The following is a 20,073-nucleotide window of genomic DNA, read 5'->3' on the forward strand; positions in this document are numbered from 1 at the left end:
AGAACTGTTTTCGAGAATGCTAACCCGTTGAGCTACCGTAGCGCGTGTGTGGCGCTGCACGCATTCTCAAAAACCCTCGTTTGCGAGAGCCGATACCGCAAGCGCCGTACAAAGCGTGGCCGTTCGTTTTGTCCAAAGTTTGATGATATCTTGACCGCTGAAAGCCGCGCTGCGCTTGGGGGCGTCTCTACGCCATGAGACATACATGGACGCCCACATTTTGCCAGACATTTCAGTCGATGATTTTGAGAAGGTGAAGATTGCTGTCATACATCCGGACTTTGCTTGAAGCGGATGCTTCTGTCCCTGATGGAATCCGCCGAGTGAGGCCCCTATCACGTTATCGGGCTCGAGGCCCGCAAAATTGACCGGACTTTCCCACTCACTGTCTGACCTGTCTCGCCATCATTTTCTGATTGCCTGCGCAATCTGCGACGTTGCTCGTTGCTCCTTTTACTTGTTCCTGTTTCCAGTTATTGGTTCGTCCTGTTATTTCGTCCGGGCCGATTACACGTCGGCGGCTTTTGCCGCAGGCGCGTAATCAGACTGGAACAGTCTGTCTTTGGCCAACAGCGCCCAGATTATCCGCGCATTTTTGTTGGCCAGCGCTACTGCGGCTACATTTTTGTGCCGCCTGCCGATCAAGCCCAGCAGCCAGTTATCGGGCTGCGCCTGGTTTGCGGCTAATCGGACTACCGAGCGGGCGCCATGAATCAGCAAGGTGCGCAGATAGCTGTCGCCGCGTTTGCTGATGCCGAGCAGCGTGGATTTGCCGCCGCTGGAGTTCTGTTTGGGCACCAGTCCCAGCTACGCAGCCAGTTGCCGGCCATCCTTGAATTCTCGCGCCTGGCCTATCGTGGCGACTAGCGCACTGGCAGTGATCGGCCCGATGCCGGGTATCGCTTCCCGTTTGCGGCTGGCTTCATTTTCCCGGTGCCAGAGGCGAATCTGTTGCTCCAGCTCTTCTACCTGACGGTCCATCTCTTTTAAATTGAGAAACAAGCGCTCAAGCAGTTGCCGCATGACATCGGGCAAACCATTCCCGGCATCTTCAAGAATCTCCGGCATCCGCCTGAAAACCGCGCTGATGCCGTTGGGTATGACGATTCCGAATTCCGACAGCAATCCGCGCAGCTGATTGCCTTGCGCAGTACGCGCATGAACAAATCCCTGTCTGGCACGGTGTACCGACAGGATGCCCTGCTGCTCTACGGTTTTTACCGGAACAAAGCGCATGTTCGGACGGGCCACCGCTTCGCAGATGGCTTCAGCATCGGCCCGGTCGTTTTTATTGGTTTTAACATACGGCTTTACAAACTGCGGGGCCATCAGTTTGACCGTATGCCCGTAGCCGGTGAGCTTACGCGCCCAATCATGCGCGCCGCCGCAGGCTTCCATGCCGATCAGGCACGGATCGAGGTTCGCAAAAAACTTCGCCATATCCTTGCGCTTGATCTGCTTGCACAGCAGCCTCCTGCCATGCGTATCCACTCCGTAAACCTGAAAAATTTCCTTTGCCAAATCAATACCGATTGTCGTAATCTTCATGGCAGGACTCCTTTCTGTTGGTGGTTTCTGCAACCGACACTTTGGCACTTTGATGCCGGTTGGGGAAGTGGGCGTCCATTACATTACGTTAGCGAATTAATCGGCTCGGGCCGCAAATCGCGCCGAAGAAACAGTGTTGCGATACTGCGCATTGTGTCATAGTTGACTTCGGCGTTGCGGAAGACCGGTATGGCAATGGTGCTTTATGCCCGCACGTTAGCGTGGTCCTGGGTGACGTCATCGACATTGGTGAATCGGGTCAGCACTTTTCTTCTGCTGACCCGATATCCCGTTTAAGAGAGTGAGCTAGACGACGTACCCGATGCAGCGCCCACCTTTACTCAACGAATCATGGAGCAAAGCATGGCCCGAGGCAATCGCAAAATCAATCTCAAACTCAAAACCGGCCAGTCGGGTGAGCCGTTGACCATCGCTTACCCCAACGCTGCCGCTGTCGACATCGGGAGCGCTTCTCACTTTGTAGCGGTGCCGCCTGACCGGGATGATGAGCCGGTACGCGAATTTCCCAGCTTTACCTCCGACCTCAACGCCCTGGCCGATTGGCTGACGCGGTGCAGGATCGATACGGTGGCGATGGAATCGACCGGCGTTTACTGGATTCCTTTATTCGAATTACTGGAGTCGCGCGGCTTCACCGTATTTCTGGTGAATGCGCGTCATGTCAAAAATGTAACCGGCCGCAAATCGGATGTACTGGATTGCCAATGGTTACAGCAGTTGATGAGCTACGGATTGCTCAACGGCGCTTTTCGTCCGACCGATGAAGTGTGCGTGCTGCGCGCATTGACGCGACAACGGGCCATGCTGCTGCGCAATCAGGCGCGTTGCGTACAGCACATGCAAAAAGCGATGACGCAAATGAACATCCAGCTCGCCAATGTCATTTCCGATGTGGTCGGCGAGACCGGCCAAAAAATTCTACGCGCCATCGTCGACGGCGAACGCGATGGACAGGTACTGGCAGCGATGAAAAATGCGCGCATACAGGCCAGTAGTGACGAAATAGCCAAAAGTCTGCAAGGTAACTGGCGTTCGGAACATCTGTTTTCACTCAAGCAGGCACTGGCGCAATTCGATTTTATCGCCACCCTGGTGGCGGAGTGCGACGGGGAGATAGAGCAGCAGTTACAATGTCTGCAGAGACATGACGGCGAACCGGCAGCCGTTAAAAAAAAAGCCGTGCACGCAACGCACCACACTTTGATTTACGAACACAATTATTCAAAATGTGCGGCGTCGACCTCACCCGCATAGACGGTATTGAAGTCAGCACGGCGCTGGTGGTGGTCTCGGAAGTGGGTACCGATATGTCGCGATTCCGCTCCGACAAGCATTTTTCTTCATGGCTGGGGCTATGTCCCGGCACAAAAATCACTGGCGGCAAAGTGATGAGCGGAAAAACCAAACGCAGTGCAAATCGGGCAGCGCAAGCATTGCGGATGGCGGCAGCCGCCCTGCGCAAGAGTCAATCGGCGTTGGGGGCGTACTTTCGACGACTCTGCGCGCGAATGGATAAAGCCAGGGCCGTCACTGCTGCGGCGCACAAGCTGGCCCGATTGATCTACGCGATGTTGACCAAAGGTGAAGAGTACGTCGATCAAGGTCAGGAGTATTATGAAGAGCGCTATCGTGAACGCACCGTACGACAACTCGCGCAACGTGCCGAAAAGCTCGGTATGAAACTCGTCGCTGCAGAACAAGGCGCCTAAAAAGCATTTTAAAAACAAACATATTATCAATAACTTGGGATATGTTTCTTAAGAGGCATTTATGCACTTTAAAACACGTCTTGCCACAGTTTTTGACAAACCGCTGATTTACAGCCTTTACCAAGAGGCAATGAAGCATCACATTGAAATAATTTGGGGCTGGGATGAATCATGGCAACAGAATGACTTCGAAAAAAGTTTTGACTCAGCCACAAACTTTATTATTGAAACTAACGATAAATTTTCTGGTTACTTTCAATTAGAGCGTGCGGTTGGTTTTGATTATTTGCGCATGCTTATTGTCACCCCTTCATTAAGATCGCGCGGAATTGGCCGTCAGCTTCTTGTGCAAATCATCAAAGAATCCTATCAGAGCAAGAAAAAATTAAGGCTCCGCGTATTCAAGATTAATACAAAGGCATTGCGTTTTTACACCAATAACGGCTTGAGTGTTATAGAAGAAGATGAAGCGTTTTACCTCATGGAAAATATTTCATAGCCAGCATGCTGTTTTTTAAAGCTTTTCGGATCAGCGCTGAGTTTTTGGCTATTCGCGGTTTCTGGTCTAATTTAACGTTAGAATTTGATTATGGACGGCTCATTAAGCGTAAAAATAATTAAATCTTTTCAAGGCGCTTTATTAAGAGAACTGAGGTTATCTGCACTCAGCGATGCTCCTTATGCTTTTGGTGCCAAGTACGATGAAGAAATACAAAAACCAATATCTGCGTATGAAGCCGATGCCAATCGCCATGCTCAATCGGAAAACTCAACATCTTTTATCTTATTCGCTGACTCTGAGCCTGCTGGATTAATTGGCGCATTTATAAGTAAAGAACCCGAGCAAAAGGCATTTATATGCTCTCTTTGGGTGCGACCTGAAAAGCGTCAATCGGGAGGCGGCCGTTTGCCTGTCCGTACAACTTGTACTTGGTTTTTGGAGCGCAATTTTCATACAGTTTACGCTTGGGTAGCTGATTCTAACACTAAAGCGAACAGCTTTTATAAATCAATCGGCTTCGATTCTACCCAAGAACGTCAGCAATTGCTATCCAACCCGGCAGAGTGGGAAACGTTGTTATTTTTATCAACAGAAAAAAACTGCTAAAATCATAAAGATTTTCGGTTTAGTAGAAAATTCAGCTTTGTTTATTAATACCAGCGCCTAACGAAGCATTCGAGGCGGACGCGCTTGACAACCGGCTTAATTACCAGCGTTTTGCGCGCGCCGCTCAATTTCATACATGGACGCCCACATTTTGCCAGACATTTCAGTCGATGATTTTGAGCAGGTGAAGATTGCTGTCATACATCCGGACTTTGCTTGAAGCGGATGCTTCTGTCCCTGATGGAATCCGCCGAGTGAGGCCCCTATTACGTTATCGGGCTCGAGGCCCGCAAAGTTGACCGGACTTTTCCCACTCACGGTCTGACCTGTCTCGCCATCATTTTCTGATTGCCTGCGCAATCTGCGACGTTGCTCCTTTTACTCGTTCCTGTTTCCAGTTATTGGTTCGTCCTGTTATTTCGTCCGGGCCGATTACACGCCGGCGGCTTTTGCCGCAGGCGCGTAATCGGACTGGAACAGTCTGTCTTTGGCCAACAGCGCCCAGATTATCCGCGCATTTTTGTTCGCCAACGCCACTGCCGCCACATTTTTATGCCGCCTGCCGATCAATCCCAGCAGCCAGTTATCCGGTCGCGCCTGGTTTGCAGTTAATCGGACTACCGAGCGGGCGCCATGAATCAGCAAGGTGCGCAGATAGCTGTCGCCGCGTTTGCTGATGCCGAGCAGCGTGGATTTGCCGCCGCTGGAGTTCTGCCTGGGAACCAGTCCCAGCCACGCCGCCAGTTGCCGGCCATCCTTGAATTCTCGCGCCTGGCCTATCGTGGCGACTAGCGCACTGGCAGTGATCGGCCCGATGCCGGGTATCGCTTCCAGTTTGCGGCTGGCTTCATTTTCCCGGTGCCAGAGGCGAATCTGTTGCTCCAGCTCTTCTACCTGACGGTCCATCTCTTTTAAATTGAGAAACAAGCGCTCAAGCAGTTGCCGCATGACATCGGGCAAACCATTCCCGGCATCTTCAAGAATCTCCGGCATCCGCCTGAAAACGGCGCTGATGCCGTTGGGTATGACGATTCCGAATTCCGACAGCAATCCGCGCAGCTGATTGCCTTGCGCGGTACGCGCATGAACAAATCCCTGTCTGGCACGGTGTACCGACAGGATGCCCTGCTGCTCTACGGTTTTTACCGGAACAAAGCGCAGGTTCGGACGGGCCACCGCTTCGCAGATGGCTTCAGCGTCGGCCCGGTCGTTTTTATTGGTTTTAACATACGGCTTTACAAACTGCGGGGCCATCAGTTTGACCGTATGCCCGTAGCCGGTGAGCTTACGCGCCCAATCATGCGCGCCGCCGCAGGCTTCCATGCCGATCAGGCACGGATCGAGGTTCGCAAAAAACTTCGCCATATCCTTGCGCTTGATCTGCTTGCACAGCAGCCTCCTGCCATGCGTATCCACTCCGTAAACCTGAAAAACTTCCTTTGCCAAATCAATACCGATTGTCGTAATCTTCATGGCAGGACTCCTTTCTGTTGGTGGTTTCTGCAACCGACACTTTGGCACTTTGATGCCGGTTGGGGAAGTGGGCGTCCATTCCATTACTTTGGCTCAGACTGTCTCATCACTGTACTAGGTACAAATTTATCCGTTTCGCCCACCTCGAACATGGACGCGAAAATCGCTAATCCTGTTGCAGCATCAACGGCCTGCCGATACCCAGCTTCAACATTTTCGAACGCAGCGTATTCGGATTCAACCCCAGCCTGACCGCCGCGCCCGCAGGGCCGGCAATGACGCCGCCGGTTTCTTCCAGCGTGCGCAGTATATGGCTGCGCTCGACCTCGGCCAGGGTTTCCGCGCCCGGCTGGGCCGCGTCGTCATCCGACTTGTGCGAGGCCAGCAACTGCCCCACTTCCAGCAGCGGGCCGCTGCTGAGTATCACCGCGCGTTCGATCACGTTTTGCAGTTCGCGCACATTGCCGGGCCAGGAATACTCCAGCAAACGCCGCAGCGACAGCGCGGAAACATCGCGTATGCGCTTGCCGAATTTTCGCGCGTATTTATCCAGAAAAAAACGCGCCAGCAACGGGATATCGGTACTACGCTCGCGCAATGCCGGCACTTCGATGGGAAACACATTCAACCGGTAGTACAAATCGGCGCGGAACCGTCCCTGCGCGATTTCATCGGCCAGACTGCGGTTGGTCGCGGCGATGATGCGCACATCGACCTTCAGCGTTACGCTGCCGCCCACACGCTCGAATTCCTGCTCCTGCAATACCCGCAATAATTTGGCCTGGGCCGCCGCCGTCAATTCGCCGACCTCGTCCAGAAACAATGTGCCGCCGTTAGCCAGCTCGAAACGTCCCTTGCGTTGTTGCGTCGCGCCGGTAAACGCACCCTTTTCGTGTCCGAATAATTCGCTTTCTATCAATTCGCTGGGCAGCGCGGCGCAATTGACTTTGACCAGCAGCGCGGCGCGGCGGTCGCTCAACTCATGAATCGCACGCGCCAACAATTCTTTTCCGGTTCCGGTTTCTCCCAGCAACAGCACCGGAGTATCGGTGATTGCCACCATACGCACTTGCTCGAACACCGCCTGCATTTCGGCGGAGGCGCTGACTATGTCGCCCAGATTATGCTCGGTATTAATGAACTCCTGCAGATAACCCTTCTCTTGCTGCAAGCGAGTCAGAGTTTGTTCCGCCTGCTTACGCTCGTTCACATCGCGTAAAATAACCGTATAACGCTGTTCCCCGTCCACGCTTAAGGGTGATAATGTCGCCTCTATCGGAAACTCTTCGGAGTTGGCGCGGCGCGCGTATAAACCTTCCGCTACCCATATCGGTTTTTTGGCTGCAGGATCGTCCAGCGCTAAAAAACGTTCAAAAAGACTACGGCAACGCGGCGCAATGAAGCGCTCCAGGAGTTGACCGACAGCCAGATCCTGCGAACACTGGAATATGCGTTCGGCCGCGGGATTAAACAGGGTGATTTTTTTCTGATGATCGATGCCGACAATCGCATCCATCGCCGAACTGACGATGGATGCGAATCTTTGCTCGCTTTCCTCCAGGGCCTGCATCATCAAACGTTGCTCTGTACGATCGCGCTGCGTTTCCACTACGGCAATCACCTCACCGGCCTCGTTGATGATCGGTCCGGCATCGATCACCAGATACAGCTTGCGGCCATCCGGCATCACGCACCAGTTTTCCGTATGCAGAGTGGCAATGCCGGGCGTAGCGTTCGCGGAGGTTTTTTCATACAGCGCCGGAAGCCGGCATGCCAGCGCTTCATCCAGCAGAACATCGGCAAGACAAGGCCGCTCAAGCGTATAAAACCCCTGCCAATGCCGGTTACTGCCGATTATATCGGCGGCCCGGCATCCGGTTAGCGCTTCGCAGGCGCTATTCCACAAAATAACCCGGTGTCCGCTATCCAGTACAAAAGTAGGGACGGGCAAATGCTGCAACAGGTGTTCTGCGAATGTGTTGGGCTTTATCAACTGCCTGGGCATGAGTTACATATAAACGGTTATATTGAAGCAAATTGCATTTTCCGCGCATGAAAGCGATGATGCAACGAAGCAAATCCTATTTTCAGTTCGCGTACCTATGGAATACACCCGCTAGAGAGATAAGCAACCATGATGGCCAATTCCACTACCGTCATACTGACGACCGGCGCGGGTATCGTGCTGCTGGGCGTCACTGCCTGGGATGCTTTTTCAACTATCGTACTGCCGCATAGTTCGTTCCGGTTAAGCAGTTTCTATGTCAAACTGGGCTGGCAATTATGGAAGGCATTGTTCTCCGCGGTAGGGAACCTCCATCGCCGGCAAAGCATTCTTTCCGTATTCGGACCGCTTTCCATCCTGTTGCTGCTGGCCTGGTGGGCGTTGTCGCTGGTAATCGGTTTCGCTTTGCTCTATCTGGGGCTGTCCGTCGAATTTTCCAATATCGAAGCGAGGCCGGAATTCACCGCTTTTGTATACATGAGCGGCACAACCCTGTTCACCCTAGGCATTGCAAACGCGGTGGATACGCTGGGACGAGCGCTGATCGTGCTGGAAGGAGGGACAGGCCTGGTTTTTTTCGCCATGGTGATCAGCTACCTGCCGATGATAGAGCAAGCCTACGCCGAACGCGAGGCCGGCGTGCGCAGGCTGTACGCAATAATGGAACCGGCCTGTGCGTTTGGCATGCTGCAGCTGATGTATTCCGAAGAGGAAAGCCATGAATCCAGGTGGCATGAGAAAGCGCTGGAGTGGCTGTCAGGCCTGTTGCAAAGCCATGTCGCCCATCCGGTTCTGATCTACTACAACTCGCAGCGCACCGAGCAGTCATGGCTGGTGACGCTCAGCATTATTCTCGATTTCAGCGCGCTGATGATAGCCGCCAACGATCACCAGCGTTTAGTCGGCTGGGCTAGAGGTGTATTTTCCCTGGCAGTGGAGTTGACGGCCACCCTGGTGGAAACGACGAACCTGACGCCCGGAACCGCTGTCCGGCACCTGCCGGAAGAACACTTTCCGGGGTTGTACGAGCTTACCGATCAATGGGGGATCGGTTTGCGCAACGATCAGTCCATGGCCGAGCTTGCCGCGTTGCGCCAACGATACGAACCCGGCCTCCTTGCCCTTGCGCAATTTCTGGACGTCAAGTTGCCGGCTTTCGGTTTGGAAAAGTAGCGACCGTGCATTCAAATATTCCTGTTCGCCGGGCATGCCGCCGCAGATGAAAAGGCATCCCTCGCTTTATTCAGTTCCTGCCCTTGCGCGCGCCACCAACCCCAGCGCCAGATCCTGCATCACAATATCCTCCAGAGGGGGATGTATCAATCCGGCGCGCGCGTCGCGAAAAGCGCGTTCCAGATAGCCGCGCAAATAACCCGGACCTCCGGCAATGCGTAATGCCTCGTCGGTGGCATAGGCGGCAGCCTGAGTCGCTTTGAATTTAGCAAGCGCGACGTTGAGCAGCATTTCCGGTCTTTCCAAGGCGCTAGCCTGATCCCAGCGCCGCGCTATTTCCGTTAGTAATATTCTTGCCGTACGCAACTCGGAGTCTATACGCCCCATCCTGACTCTGATCAACGGCAAATCCGCTACCGCAGTTGCCGCGTTGCCCGGCTTGCGCGCTACCGCCCAATCGACCACCGCCCGCCTGGCGCCTTCTCCGATACCGAGATACACGGCAGCCACACAAAGACCAAACCAGGCCTGCGCTGAAGCGCGGCGCGGAGCCGGCTCCAAACTTGAATGCGAAACAATCAGATGCTCGCCGGGGATAATGACATCATTTAAACGCAACATGCCTGAAGCCGATGCGCACATACCCAGCGCGTCAAACGCCGGCAACCGCTCGACACCTGCTGATTCCAGATCGAGCAACAAGCTGCCGACCGGAATTTCAGAGTTTGAGACCGCGGCTTGCATCCATGCCGGATCCAAAAAACGCACGGTAATCACCGCGTAACGCAACGCGGGCAACCAGGTAGCCCAATGCTTTACGCCATTCACCATCCACATCGCTCCCTTGCGTAGCGCCGTCATATCCGGGAGCGCGCCGCGCGCAGGGCTGCCGCCCATTTCTTCAGTGGATACTATATTAACCAGAGCACCGGCTGTAACAACCTCCCTGAACAGTTTGCTCAAAAGTGCTTTAGGCCAATTACCCGACTCAATGGCTGCACCCAAGGTATGAAAGTGCATTGCCAATCCCAGGGCGCAGGCGCCATCAACCGCGCTTAATGCCGACAGTATCTCAACCGACTGGCCCAAACTCGCTCCCAATCCGCCGGCAATTATCGGGACCGGCGCACGATGCAGTCCTGCCGCAACGATGGCCGCCGGTACGGCGGGATCAAAGCGCTCTATCCCCGCCAATGGACGGAGCATTCTGATGGCTTGCGTTAAGACGCCGGACATTTCATGAGTAAGAGTTGGATTCATGGCTTTCAACCCCTCAAAACCGGATTACACGCCCCTCAGCGGCCGACTGCAATGCCGAGTTGATCACTTGACAATTTTCTCTGGCATCCTGCAGTGTAAGTAGCGGAGCCTTGTCATTCAGCACGCAATCGCTGAAATGCTCGATCTCCAGACGGAAATGATTGGCTGCCGGCAAGCGTTCCTCCACCTGCTTGCCATCCTCGGTCCACCAGGAAACGACCGGCACATCCCCCGGCAACTGCCAGACAACATGACACTTAAGACCGCCTTTGGCGCCGATAATTTCGTATTCGCTACGCCGGGCGCGTTCGAAGCTGAAATCGAATTGCGCAAACCTGCCATCGCCAAAATCCAGCACTCCGTACATAGCATTATCGGCACCGCTCTCTACATATTTAGCCATGGCCATTACCGATAACGGCAGTTGCTCGAAAAACATGCGCAAACTATGTATTGCGTAACAGCCAATATCCCACATGGCGCCGCCGCCGCGCGCTTCGCTCTCGGCAAGACGGTACATTCGAGCGGGACGCATCATGAACGAATAGCTCGCACGCACGCTACGGATATCGCCGATCAAGCCGGAAGTCAGCAGTTCCATGACGCGCAGGTGTTGGGGGTGAAATCGGTACATGAAACCTTCCATGACCGTCACCTTGTGTTCCCGTGCGGCTGCGGCTATGGCATCTATATCGGAAACGGCCAACGCCATGGGTTTTTCACACAGTACGTGTTTACCGTGCTTGATGGCGCGTATCACCCACTCGGCGTGCTCACGATTCGCCATAGGCAGGTAGATAGCCTGTACACGAGCATCTCCCAGCAAGGCTTCAGGGTCATCGTAAAGCTGCACGCCTTGACTCTCCGGCGCGTATAGCCCCAGCATTTGCGACGCAGCGCCGGGCCGACGGCTGGCCATGGCTATCAAATCGGCGTTACCGGCTTCGACTATGGCCGGCAGCAAGCGTTCGTTTATACGGGCCGCTCCCAGTATACCCCATCGCAGTTTGTCTTTTTTATTCATAAGCGCCCTCTCCTCGAGTTGTTACTGGGCGCAGTATGGCATAAAAAAACCCTGTGGCGGGCTAAGCCGCCACAGGGTTTTTCCTTCGAACGCAGGGTTGCTGCGAACTTATTTCAACTGGTGCTTCTTGAACAGGCGGTCCAGCTTGCTGTTGGTTTCTTCAGCAGCTGCGGCAGCTCTACGAGCAGAAGCGTCTGCACTAGCAGCCTTAGATTCAGCAGCCTGGGCAGCAGCCAGCGCTTCATCAGCGGTGCTCTTAATAGAAGCGGTTTCAGCTTTGAGGCCATCTACTTGAGTCTGGAGGTTAGCCAGATCACCTTTAGATGCACAACCAACGGCCAGGCTGGCAGCAGCCAGGATTACTGCGAGCTTAATTGCTTTCATACTTAACGTTTCCTTTTTTCAAAAGATTAAAGAAAGAAGCATTACCCCCAACAAAGCAGGAAATTAACGCGTTCCGGCTCGTAGTGTGCCGGGAATTCGGAAATTTTTCCAGCTTTATTTTCATTTTTCAGCGAATAACCACTGGAGTACCTTTTTTTATCCACGGAGTCAGCCGGTCGATTTGTTCGTCCGTCATCGCGATACAGCCGCTGGTCCAATCAAATTCATCATGAATCATCGGGTTAGCTTTTCCGACACCGTGTATGCCTATCTGTCCGCCCAGAGCGGTATTTTGCGGCGGCACGTCTTCCGCCACTTCCGCGCGCAATATCGCACGCAGGCTGCTTTCCCCCAGAACCCCCGCCAGGTAAGCACGCTTCGCATTATCCTTGTTCGGGTAAGTCAACCCGAAAAAACGGTGGTACCGGCTATTTTCGTTCACCCAGCCGATCCGGTATTCGCCCAGCGGCGTTTTCTTGTCGTTCCTGTGCTTTTCCCAATCGGCCCCTCTACTGCCGATGGCTATTTTGTTGAAAACCTCCAGCACGCGCTCTCCGTTCATCACCTTGAGCACGCGGTTTTCGGTTTCCACCAGCAACCACGGCTCTTCCGCATCAGCATGAGATACAGACGCCGGCAATATCGACAGCATGAAAATAAAAAAAGAAACTCTCATAAAATCGGAATAGAACACTCTTGATAATACCTCGGTCAGCTTAATCACTTCTTTTTTACATGCTTGATCAAACGCCGCCGCTTCTCGATTTGGCGCGGCGTAAGCGCATTTTTTTTGCCCTGATACGGATTGACGCTTCCTTTAAACTCCAGTCTGATCGGCGTCCCCGACAAGCCCAATGCCGCACGATAGGTATTCATCAAATAACGCTTGTAGGCGCTGGGCAGTTCGTCGGTCTGGTTGCCGTGTATCACGATAACCGGCGGTACGTAACCGCCTTGATGCGCATATTTCAACTTTATGCGCCGCCCGCGCACCAGCGGCGGCTGATGAGTGATTTGCGCTTTTTGTAAAATCTCCGTCAACCGTGAAGCCGACATGACCTGGGAGGCGCCCTTGTGGATGCGGTCGACCTGATCCAGCAATTTACCCACGCCGGTGCCGTGCAGCGCGGACAAAAAGTGTTTTTCCGCAAAATCTACAAACACCAGCTTGAATTCGATCTGCCGTTTAACCGCCTCGCGCTGAGCCGTGTCCAGACCGTCCCATTTATTCAAGCCGATCACCAAACCTCGCCCTGCTTCCAGCACCATGCCGAGCAGGTTGGCGTCCTGGTCCGTTACGCCTTCACTGGCATCTATCATATAAATGACTACATGCGCTTTGTCAATAGCCTGCAATGCCTTGATGACGCTAAATTTCTCGATCCCTTCATCGACTCGCGACCGGCGGCGTATTCCCGCCGTATCGATCAGCGTATAGCGCTTGCCGTTTTTTTCGAAAGGGATATAAATACTGTCGCGCGTAGTGCCTGGCTGATCGTAAACGACCACGCGCTCTTCGCCCAGCAAGCGGTTTACCAGCGTTGACTTTCCGACGTTGGGACGACCGACCACGGCGATCCGCACACCTGCGTCTACGCCGTCGCCTTCTTCCCGGCTTTCTTCGTCAGGCAACAGGGACGCAATGCCCTTGAGCAACTCGGGTATACCGAGCCCGTGCGCGGAAGAAATCGGATATGGCGTACCGCTTAAACCCATGCGGTGAAACTCGGAGCATACCTCCTCACCGTCCAGACCTTCGGTTTTGTTGGCCACCAGCAGCACCGGCTTGCCTGTTTTACGCAACGTAGACGCAATCGATTCGTCAGCCACATTCAGCCCGGCCCTGGCATCCACCAGAAATAGAATCGCGTCCGCTTCTTTCAGTGCAATCTGAACCTGGCGCATCGAATTATCATCGATACCTTCGGCTGATTCGATAATGCCGCCGGTATCGACAACCAGAAAATGGTGACCATCGCGCTGCACCGAGCCATACTGCCGGTCTCGCGTTAAACCGGGAAAATCGGCCACCAGCGCGTCGCGCGTGCGCGTCAAATAGTTGAATAGTGTGGATTTCCCTACATTGGGACGTCCAACCAGGGCTACTACGGGAAGCACGCTCAATCCACTGTCAACGCAGAGAGCTTGCCGCCACTGCTGTAGACGTAAATGACATCGTCATAGACGAGAGGCGCCTCGTCTATGGGCGTGTCGTCTACCTGCACTCGCGCCAGCAGCCCGCCGTCGTCCTGAGATAAAATATGCAGATAGCCCTCGAAATCTCCTACCACCAGATAATCCTTGATCATGGCGGGAATGGTCAAGCGCCGCTGATGCAATTCGTCCTGCTTCCATAAATCGCCGCCGTTGCGACTGTCCAGAGACCAGACGTCGCTGTTGATATCGGATAAAAACAGCGAACGGCGATTCGCGACCAGACCGGTGTAGGTCGATATTTTCTCTTCGCGCCACTGCACCTCGCCTTCGCGTACCGACATCGCCGCGACACCGCCCTGATACCCCGATATATATAAGGTGCCGTTTTGTATGACCGGCGCGGCATCCATATCAACAAGACGATCCACTTCGGATCGCCCGTGCGGCAAAGCTACCGTCGTTTCCCATTCGAGCTTGCCTTTGTCCAGACTCAGCGCGATGACTTTACCGCTGGCAAAACCGTCTATCACGAATTCGTTGGTCACGATGGATGCGCCGCGGCTACGTACCATCAATGCGGGTACCGGACGCTCGTAATTCCACAGCGTCGCACCGGTTTTTTCATCCAGCCCGGTCAAGTGTCCGTCGGTGCCGCGCACTACCACAACCCCGTCGGCAACGCGGGGAGGCGCCAGAATTTCGCTGGATACCACTGTTTTCCACAACAACGAGCCGTCGCTGGTGCTATACGCCACAACCTCGGCATTACTGGTACCCAAAATGAGTTTATCGTCTCCAAGCGCGGGACCAGCCGAAAACTCCAGTCCGGTTTCCTGCGTCCAGGCCGGTTCACCGGTCAAGCGCTTGAATGCATGAAGGTCGCCCTGTCTTTCCGCGGCGTAAACGCTGGTTTCATCCGCGGCGGCAACCAGGTTGACATATTGCTCGTTGGAACCGTTGCCCAACTCGACGGACCAAAGCGTTCGGGTCGGAACCAGGGACTCGAACCCCTCGGCCAATACATGCGGCGGCTCCGCGTTATCCTTGCCGCCTACATACTCGATCAGACCGGTATAGGCATCTTTCAATGCATCAAGTCCGGCACAACCGCTCAACAGCAGCGCCAACAAAAGAGTAAGAAAAATACGCATCAGTGTGCAATGCCGGAAGATGTTGTTGAACCCAAATCTGTCAATTTAAGCTGCAATAACGGCGACACGTCCCCCAAGCGGACCGCCTCCTGGTATGCCTGCACGGCATCAGACGGCCGGTTAAGCGCTGCATAGACATCTCCTTTCGCTACGGCATACTGACTGCCGAACTCGCCTTCCTGCTCCGGCTTCAACGCCTGCAACAGATTCAGCGCTTCATCGCCGTGTCCGGTCGCCAGCAATACGGAAACCAAACGCAATCTGGCAAGATGTTGCAGCCCTTCATCCTTCGTTGACTCGAGCAAAGCCTGCAACGTACGTTGAGCCGCAGGCAGATCGCCCGCATTGACCTGCTGGCGCGCGCGAAAAAGTACAGCCAGCGAGGCATAGGCGGTACCGGGATAATTGCCGGCCAGCCTTTCGCTTAATTTGAGAACACTATCCCCTTGCTTGGCTTCGGACGCCTTTATAAGCTGCTGATAAACGGAAGATGCTTCTTCAGCCTTATGCAGGCGTGTCGACTGCCAAGTGTTCCAACCCAGTATGACCGCTACGCCCAGCAGGACGCCGACCACTACGGCGCGGCGATTTTCCTTCCACCATCTTTTCAGCGCCTCTACGCGCTCCTCTTCGGAAAGATAGATTTCCACTGTCTGCTCCCTATTTCCAAATTGCCGACTTAAGATAAGACATGAGTTCGTCCTGATCGATCGCGATCTGCTCAGCTTCTTTACGCAACGACTTCACGCCTACCTGCCGGTTGCGTACCTCGTCTTCACCCATAATCAACGCAAACTCCGCTCCGCTGCGGTCCGCGCGCTTGAACTGGCTCTTGAAACTGCCGCCACCGCAATGTACCTGCAGACGCAGAGCAGCAAACTCGTCCCGCAAACGCTCGGCCAGCGTCAAACCGCTCCGTCCCGCCTGCTCCCCTACCAGTATAAGATATATATGCGGATTCGCCCGCGCGGAAATCCGTTCGGAACTCTCCAGCAAGCCGAGCAAACGCTCCATCCCCATCGCAAAACCGACAGCATGAGAGGGCTTGCCGCCCAGTTGCGAAATCAGGCCGTCGTAGCGCCCGCCTGCGCAAACAGTACCCTGTGCCCCAAGTTCTGTCGTTACCCATTCGAATACGGTCTGGCTATAGTAATCTAGGCCTCTTACCAGACGCGGATTTTCAACAAAGGATAGCCCCGAATCGCTGAGCAACTCTTTGAAAGCATTATAGTGCTGCAGGGACTCCGCGCCCAGATATTCCGGCAGCAACGGCGCGTTGGTCACCACTTCCTGCATATCCGGATTTTTGGTATCCAGAATTCTAAGCGGGTTACTGTGCAAGCGGCGCCGGCTGTCTTCATCCAGTTTTACAAAATTAACACCCTGCTGAAAATAGGCAACCAGCTTTTCACGATAGGCCTGCCGCTCTTCCACAGTACCTAACGAATTAATCTGCAACTGCAAACGCTGATCGAGCCCCAGTTTACGCCAAAAGCGCCGCGTCAGAAAAATCAGCTCGGCATCGATATCGGGTCCCGCCATACCGTATGCTTCGACGCCGAGCTGATGAAATTGGCGGTAACGCCCCTTCTGCGGGCGTTCATGCCTGAACATCGGCCCGATATACCATAAGCGCTGCGAAACCTGATGCAGCAAACCGTGCTCCAGACAGGCTCTTAAACAGCCTGCCGTACCCTCGGGACGCAAGGTCAGCGAATCGCCGTTGCGATCATCGAAAGTATACATTTCCTTTTCGACAATATCGGTTACCTCGCCGATCGAACGCTTGAACAGCTCGGTTTTTTCAACGATGGGCAGACGAATCTCTTCATAAGCGTATGCCGACAATGCCTCGCTCAAAACCGCCTCGACATTGCGCCAGCGCGGCGAATGCTCCGGCAGAATGTCGTGCATACCACGGACAACCTGTATTTTTTCTTTCATTTACAATATGTATTCAAAAGTTCTTCAGTAGAAAAGCGTTGCCCACGAAAGACAGGAGAAGCATTAAGTGACCGCACAAATATCCTTTCAAGCATTGCTTGCTGCAACTCAGCATCAGCGCATTTTTTGCGCCGCCATTCCAACCTCGTTTGCGCTTTTCCCGGAGCATCTCCCGCCCGCCCATGAGGCACAACAACCGTTACGGAAAACGGCGCTCCGCCGTCCTGGCTTCGACGCTATCAGGGAAGCGTCCGCGCAGCTCGCCCAGGCAAGCATCAAGCGACGCCTGATCCTGCAAACCCGCCGCTATGCGTATCGCTATCCACAGCGCATCTGCCGACAGGTGCCCATTTGCGGATTCATAACGCCGAAAATAGCTGCGTGCGTCAGCGAACTGCGCGCCATCCAGTTTGACGTTTGCCATTTCCAGCAGCGCCGGAGTAAACCCCGCATTCAATTGCAAGGCCTCTCTTAACGCTTCTTCCGCCTGCCCGAGCTTTCCAGAGCGGTGCGAGCATACACCCGCATTGGTGAGCACCAGCCAGGGGGTTGCATACAACCGGTTGCGTCCGGCTTGATCGAAGTATTCCTGAGCGCGCGCGTACGCTCCCTGTTCGCACAAAAAACGACCATAATTATTCAGGGTAGCGGGATCCGACGCATCCAGCACCAGCGCCTGCCGATACTGCTGCTCGGCTTCAGGCAGCCGCCCGGTGCGTTCATACAGCACGGCCAGCGCATTATGCGCAGAAATATTGGCGTCATCCAAAGCCAGCGCGTGCGTCATATCCTGCAGCGCTATATCCAGTTGGCCGTTTTCCATATACCGGACGCCTTTCTGCACATAAATTCGCGATGCCTCGGCCGCTCTATTGCCTTGATTTTCGGCTACGTCCTGCGACACACACCCGTGCAGGACCACCGCAAGCCCCAGCACCCAATACGCATGAGCGTCATGCAGCCGCCGTATGCACTCGCAAATGACGGCGGCTTTTATCATTTACTTTTCCAACCAGCTGTCCGCATGCAGCGTCAATATCGTCCCCACGAGTTTTGCGCGTGGTGGTCACTATACCCGCCTGCTGCAGAATAGCGGAAAACCCGGCAATCGCCTGCGAGCCGGAGCATTCATAACCCGCATCAGGAAAAGGGTTGAACGGAATCAGGTTCACTTTGGACGGCACGCCTGTCAACAAGCGCGCCAACGCGCGCGCCTGGGCGGGCGAGTCGTTTACGCCGGCCAGCATGACATACTCCATTGTCACCTTGCGCCGGTTATCCTGACCGACATAGCGCACGCAGGCAGCAAGCAGATCTTTCAACGGATATTTCTGATTGATCGGCACCAGACGGTTACGCAACTCGTCATCCGGCGCATGCAAAGACACGGCCAAGCTGATATCGGTTACTTCAGCCAGACGATCCAGCGCGGGAACGATACCGGAGGTGCTCAAGGTTACGCGGCGCTTGGAAATGCAGTACGCGAAGTCGTCCATCATCAGGTTGGTGGCGCTGACCACGTTATTGAAGTTCAGTAACGGTTCCCCCATGCCCATCAATACGATATTGGTGATTTTTCCCTGCTCGCCCAGCGCATTCTGCGCAGCCCAGACCTGACCGATAATTTCATCGACACCCAGGTTGCGGTTGAAACCCTGACGCGCAGTCGAACAGAACGCGCACTCCAGCGCGCAACCGACCTGAGAGGAAATGCATAAGGTTCCACGCCCTTCTTCGGGTATGAACACGGTTTCTATGCGGTTCAGCCCGTCGAGCTGGAACAGCCACTTGCGCGTACCGTCCGAGGAACGCTGATCGAAAACAATTTCCGGCGCCCGTACCTCGCAATGCTCGGCAAGATAGGCGCGCAAGAGTTTGCTGATATTGGTCATCAAGGCAAAGTCGCCGACGCCGCGCTGATGTATCCATTGCAATAGCTGTACGGCGCGGAACGGCTTCTCGCCGATTTCGACGAAATAACCCTCCATCGCCTTGCGGTCGAAGGCGAGAAGGTTGATTTTAGCTTCCGGTTTAGCGGGTTCTGGAATGCAACTCATCTGACTTAAAGAAATAGGCTATCTCCTGAGCGGCGGTATCGGCTCCATCGGAACCGTGTACGGCATTTTCATCTATGCTGTCGGCAAAATCGGCACGTATAGTGCCGGGAGCAGCCTGCTCAGGATTGGTTGCGCCCATCAGGTCGCGGTTTACGGCAATCGCATTTTCACCTTCCAGCACCTGGATCATGACCGGACCGCTAATCATGAAACCTACCAGATCGTTAAAGAATGGGCGCGCCTTATGTACGGCATAAAAGCCTTCGGCCTGCTCGCGGCTCAAATGCGCCATTTTCGCCGCCACAATCTTCAAACCCGCCTTTTCGAAGCGGGCGTAAATCTCGCCGATTACGTTTTTGGCAACGGCATCGGGTTTGATGATGGAAATAGTGCGTTCAACTGCCATGAATACTCCTCTAGGATTTGACTTTATAATATACAAATAAAAACGAGTATTGTCGCATGATATGCATCGTGTGGCGAATATTATCGAATATTGAGAAGCCAGCCTGCAGACAGGAAACTGCCGATATCAAGTGTTCGCATAAAAAACGGGCCCAACATTTCAGCAAGCTGCCGGAACGGATAAAAAACCATGAAGCCCCTATTCTCGCGTGGTATTATCCCCTCCGTACAACGCCGAACTTCTTCCTCGCCAGCCGCACCCTGCGCAGCGACTTGCATTGCCGCTACTCAAAACTACGAAAGGTCGAACCCGGCGAACAGAGCGGCGCATCGTACTGCTTGGGCATACGGATGGCGCAGCTCTGATTAAGGCCTGACCGTCGAAATCCAATTCTATTTCAGGGATTCCGCACGGCTTTCAATAATAAATCAGCACTTGCGCGGATGCTCAGCGCGCCCGGTCCAGCCTACCGGCGCCATACTAATCGGTGAAAACAAACGGAATACCCAACCTGTCCTGACGGTTGCGCCGAACAACGGCAGTGGAGTACAAGACAAGTATGCTGAAGCCCCTCCCCACCAATCTTCGTTTTCGGCAGATTTGATCAGGCGGCCTGCATCATCTATGCGCTGACTACAGGAGGATTTCCGGAG

The 20,073-nt window shown here is 54.2% G+C and carries 16 protein-coding genes and 2 pseudogenes; 4 read left to right on the forward strand and 14 right to left on the reverse strand.

Going from position 1 to position 20,073, the window contains the following annotated elements:
* Positions 1-507 precede the first annotated feature (507 nt).
* Positions 508-1,548, reverse strand: a pseudogene (locus F6R98_RS16945) (IS110 family RNA-guided transposase).
* 363 nt (positions 1,549-1,911) lie between these two features.
* Here F6R98_RS16945 and F6R98_RS16950 point away from each other — a divergent pair.
* From F6R98_RS16950 to F6R98_RS16960, 3 genes and pseudogenes are all read left to right on the forward strand, one after another.
* Positions 1,912-3,278, forward strand: a pseudogene (locus tag F6R98_RS16950) (IS110 family RNA-guided transposase).
* Between the two features lie 61 nt (positions 3,279-3,339).
* Complete coding sequence (locus F6R98_RS16955; RefSeq protein WP_153250067.1) at positions 3,340-3,777, forward strand: GNAT family N-acetyltransferase; 438 nt, start codon at positions 3,340-3,342, stop codon at positions 3,775-3,777.
* 90 nt (positions 3,778-3,867) lie between these two features.
* On the forward strand, positions 3,868-4,386 hold the full coding sequence (locus F6R98_RS16960) for a GNAT family N-acetyltransferase (protein ID WP_153250068.1): 519 nt from the start codon (positions 3,868-3,870) through the stop codon (positions 4,384-4,386).
* Between the two features lie 432 nt (positions 4,387-4,818).
* Here F6R98_RS16960 and F6R98_RS16965 read toward each other — a convergent pair whose 3' ends face one another.
* The gene (locus tag F6R98_RS16965; protein ID WP_153250069.1) at positions 4,819-5,859 is read right to left on the reverse strand and encodes an IS110 family RNA-guided transposase; all 1,041 of its coding nucleotides are present in this window, start codon (positions 5,857-5,859) and stop codon (positions 4,819-4,821) included.
* 166 nt (positions 5,860-6,025) lie between these two features.
* Positions 6,026-7,864, reverse strand: coding sequence for a sigma 54-interacting transcriptional regulator (locus tag F6R98_RS16970; protein ID WP_153250070.1), 1,839 nt, complete (start codon positions 7,862-7,864; stop codon positions 6,026-6,028).
* 129 nt (positions 7,865-7,993) lie between these two features.
* On the opposite strand from F6R98_RS16970, the gene F6R98_RS16975 reads away from it, so the two are divergent.
* Positions 7,994-9,037: a potassium channel family protein gene (locus tag F6R98_RS16975; protein ID WP_153250071.1), complete on the forward strand. Its 1,044-nt coding sequence runs from the start codon at positions 7,994-7,996 to the stop codon at positions 9,035-9,037.
* A gap of 66 nt (positions 9,038-9,103) precedes the next feature.
* Here the strand turns inward: F6R98_RS16975 and F6R98_RS16980 are convergent, their stop codons facing one another.
* The 11 genes from F6R98_RS16980 to ndk all read right to left on the reverse strand — a co-directional run bounded on the left by F6R98_RS16980 (position 9,104) and on the right by ndk (position 19,420).
* Positions 9,104-10,297, reverse strand: coding sequence for an acyl-CoA dehydrogenase family protein (locus F6R98_RS16980; RefSeq protein WP_153250072.1), 1,194 nt, complete (start codon positions 10,295-10,297; stop codon positions 9,104-9,106).
* A 13-nt stretch (positions 10,298-10,310) separates the two neighbouring features.
* On the reverse strand, positions 10,311-11,321 hold the full coding sequence (locus F6R98_RS16985) for a Gfo/Idh/MocA family protein (RefSeq protein WP_153250073.1): 1,011 nt from the start codon (positions 11,319-11,321) through the stop codon (positions 10,311-10,313).
* A 108-nt stretch (positions 11,322-11,429) separates the two neighbouring features.
* The gene (locus F6R98_RS16990) at positions 11,430-11,705 is read right to left on the reverse strand and encodes an Lpp/OprI family alanine-zipper lipoprotein (protein ID WP_153250074.1); all 276 of its coding nucleotides are present in this window, start codon (positions 11,703-11,705) and stop codon (positions 11,430-11,432) included.
* 127 nt (positions 11,706-11,832) lie between these two features.
* The gene (locus F6R98_RS16995) at positions 11,833-12,381 is read right to left on the reverse strand and encodes a L,D-transpeptidase family protein (protein ID WP_153250075.1); all 549 of its coding nucleotides are present in this window, start codon (positions 12,379-12,381) and stop codon (positions 11,833-11,835) included.
* A 44-nt stretch (positions 12,382-12,425) separates the two neighbouring features.
* A complete protein-coding gene (gene der / locus F6R98_RS17000) occupies positions 12,426-13,823 on the reverse strand; it encodes a ribosome biogenesis GTPase Der (RefSeq protein WP_153250076.1) in 1,398 nt (465 codons plus the stop codon).
* A gap of 2 nt (positions 13,824-13,825) precedes the next feature.
* On the reverse strand, positions 13,826-15,013 hold the full coding sequence (bamB, locus tag F6R98_RS17005; protein ID WP_153250077.1) for an outer membrane protein assembly factor BamB: 1,188 nt from the start codon (positions 15,011-15,013) through the stop codon (positions 13,826-13,828).
* Entirely contained in the window at positions 15,013-15,663 is a 651-nt protein-coding gene (locus F6R98_RS17010) for a YfgM family protein (RefSeq protein WP_194269992.1), read from the reverse strand. Before F6R98_RS17010 ends, bamB begins: the two co-directional genes overlap by 1 nt.
* Positions 15,664-15,673: 10 nt before the next feature.
* Positions 15,674-16,957 (reverse strand): histidine--tRNA ligase, encoded by a 1,284-nt coding sequence (gene hisS / locus F6R98_RS17015; protein WP_153250079.1) that lies wholly within the window; start codon positions 16,955-16,957, stop codon positions 15,674-15,676.
* 199 nt (positions 16,958-17,156) lie between these two features.
* Complete coding sequence (gene pilW, locus F6R98_RS17020) at positions 17,157-17,957, reverse strand: type IV pilus biogenesis/stability protein PilW (protein WP_153250080.1); 801 nt, start codon at positions 17,955-17,957, stop codon at positions 17,157-17,159.
* Entirely contained in the window at positions 17,911-19,014 is a 1,104-nt protein-coding gene (gene rlmN / locus F6R98_RS17025) for a 23S rRNA (adenine(2503)-C(2))-methyltransferase RlmN (RefSeq protein WP_153250081.1), read from the reverse strand. The genes pilW and rlmN overlap by 47 nt, the downstream gene beginning before the upstream one ends.
* Complete coding sequence (gene ndk / locus F6R98_RS17030) at positions 18,989-19,420, reverse strand: nucleoside-diphosphate kinase (RefSeq protein WP_153250082.1); 432 nt, start codon at positions 19,418-19,420, stop codon at positions 18,989-18,991. The genes rlmN and ndk overlap by 26 nt, the downstream gene beginning before the upstream one ends.
* Positions 19,421-20,073: the final 653 nt, after the last annotated feature.

Origin of the sequence: Candidatus Methylospira mobilis (assembly GCF_009498235.1) — a bacterium.
GTDB classification, from domain to species: Bacteria; Pseudomonadota; Gammaproteobacteria; order Methylococcales; family Methylococcaceae; genus Methylospira; species Methylospira mobilis.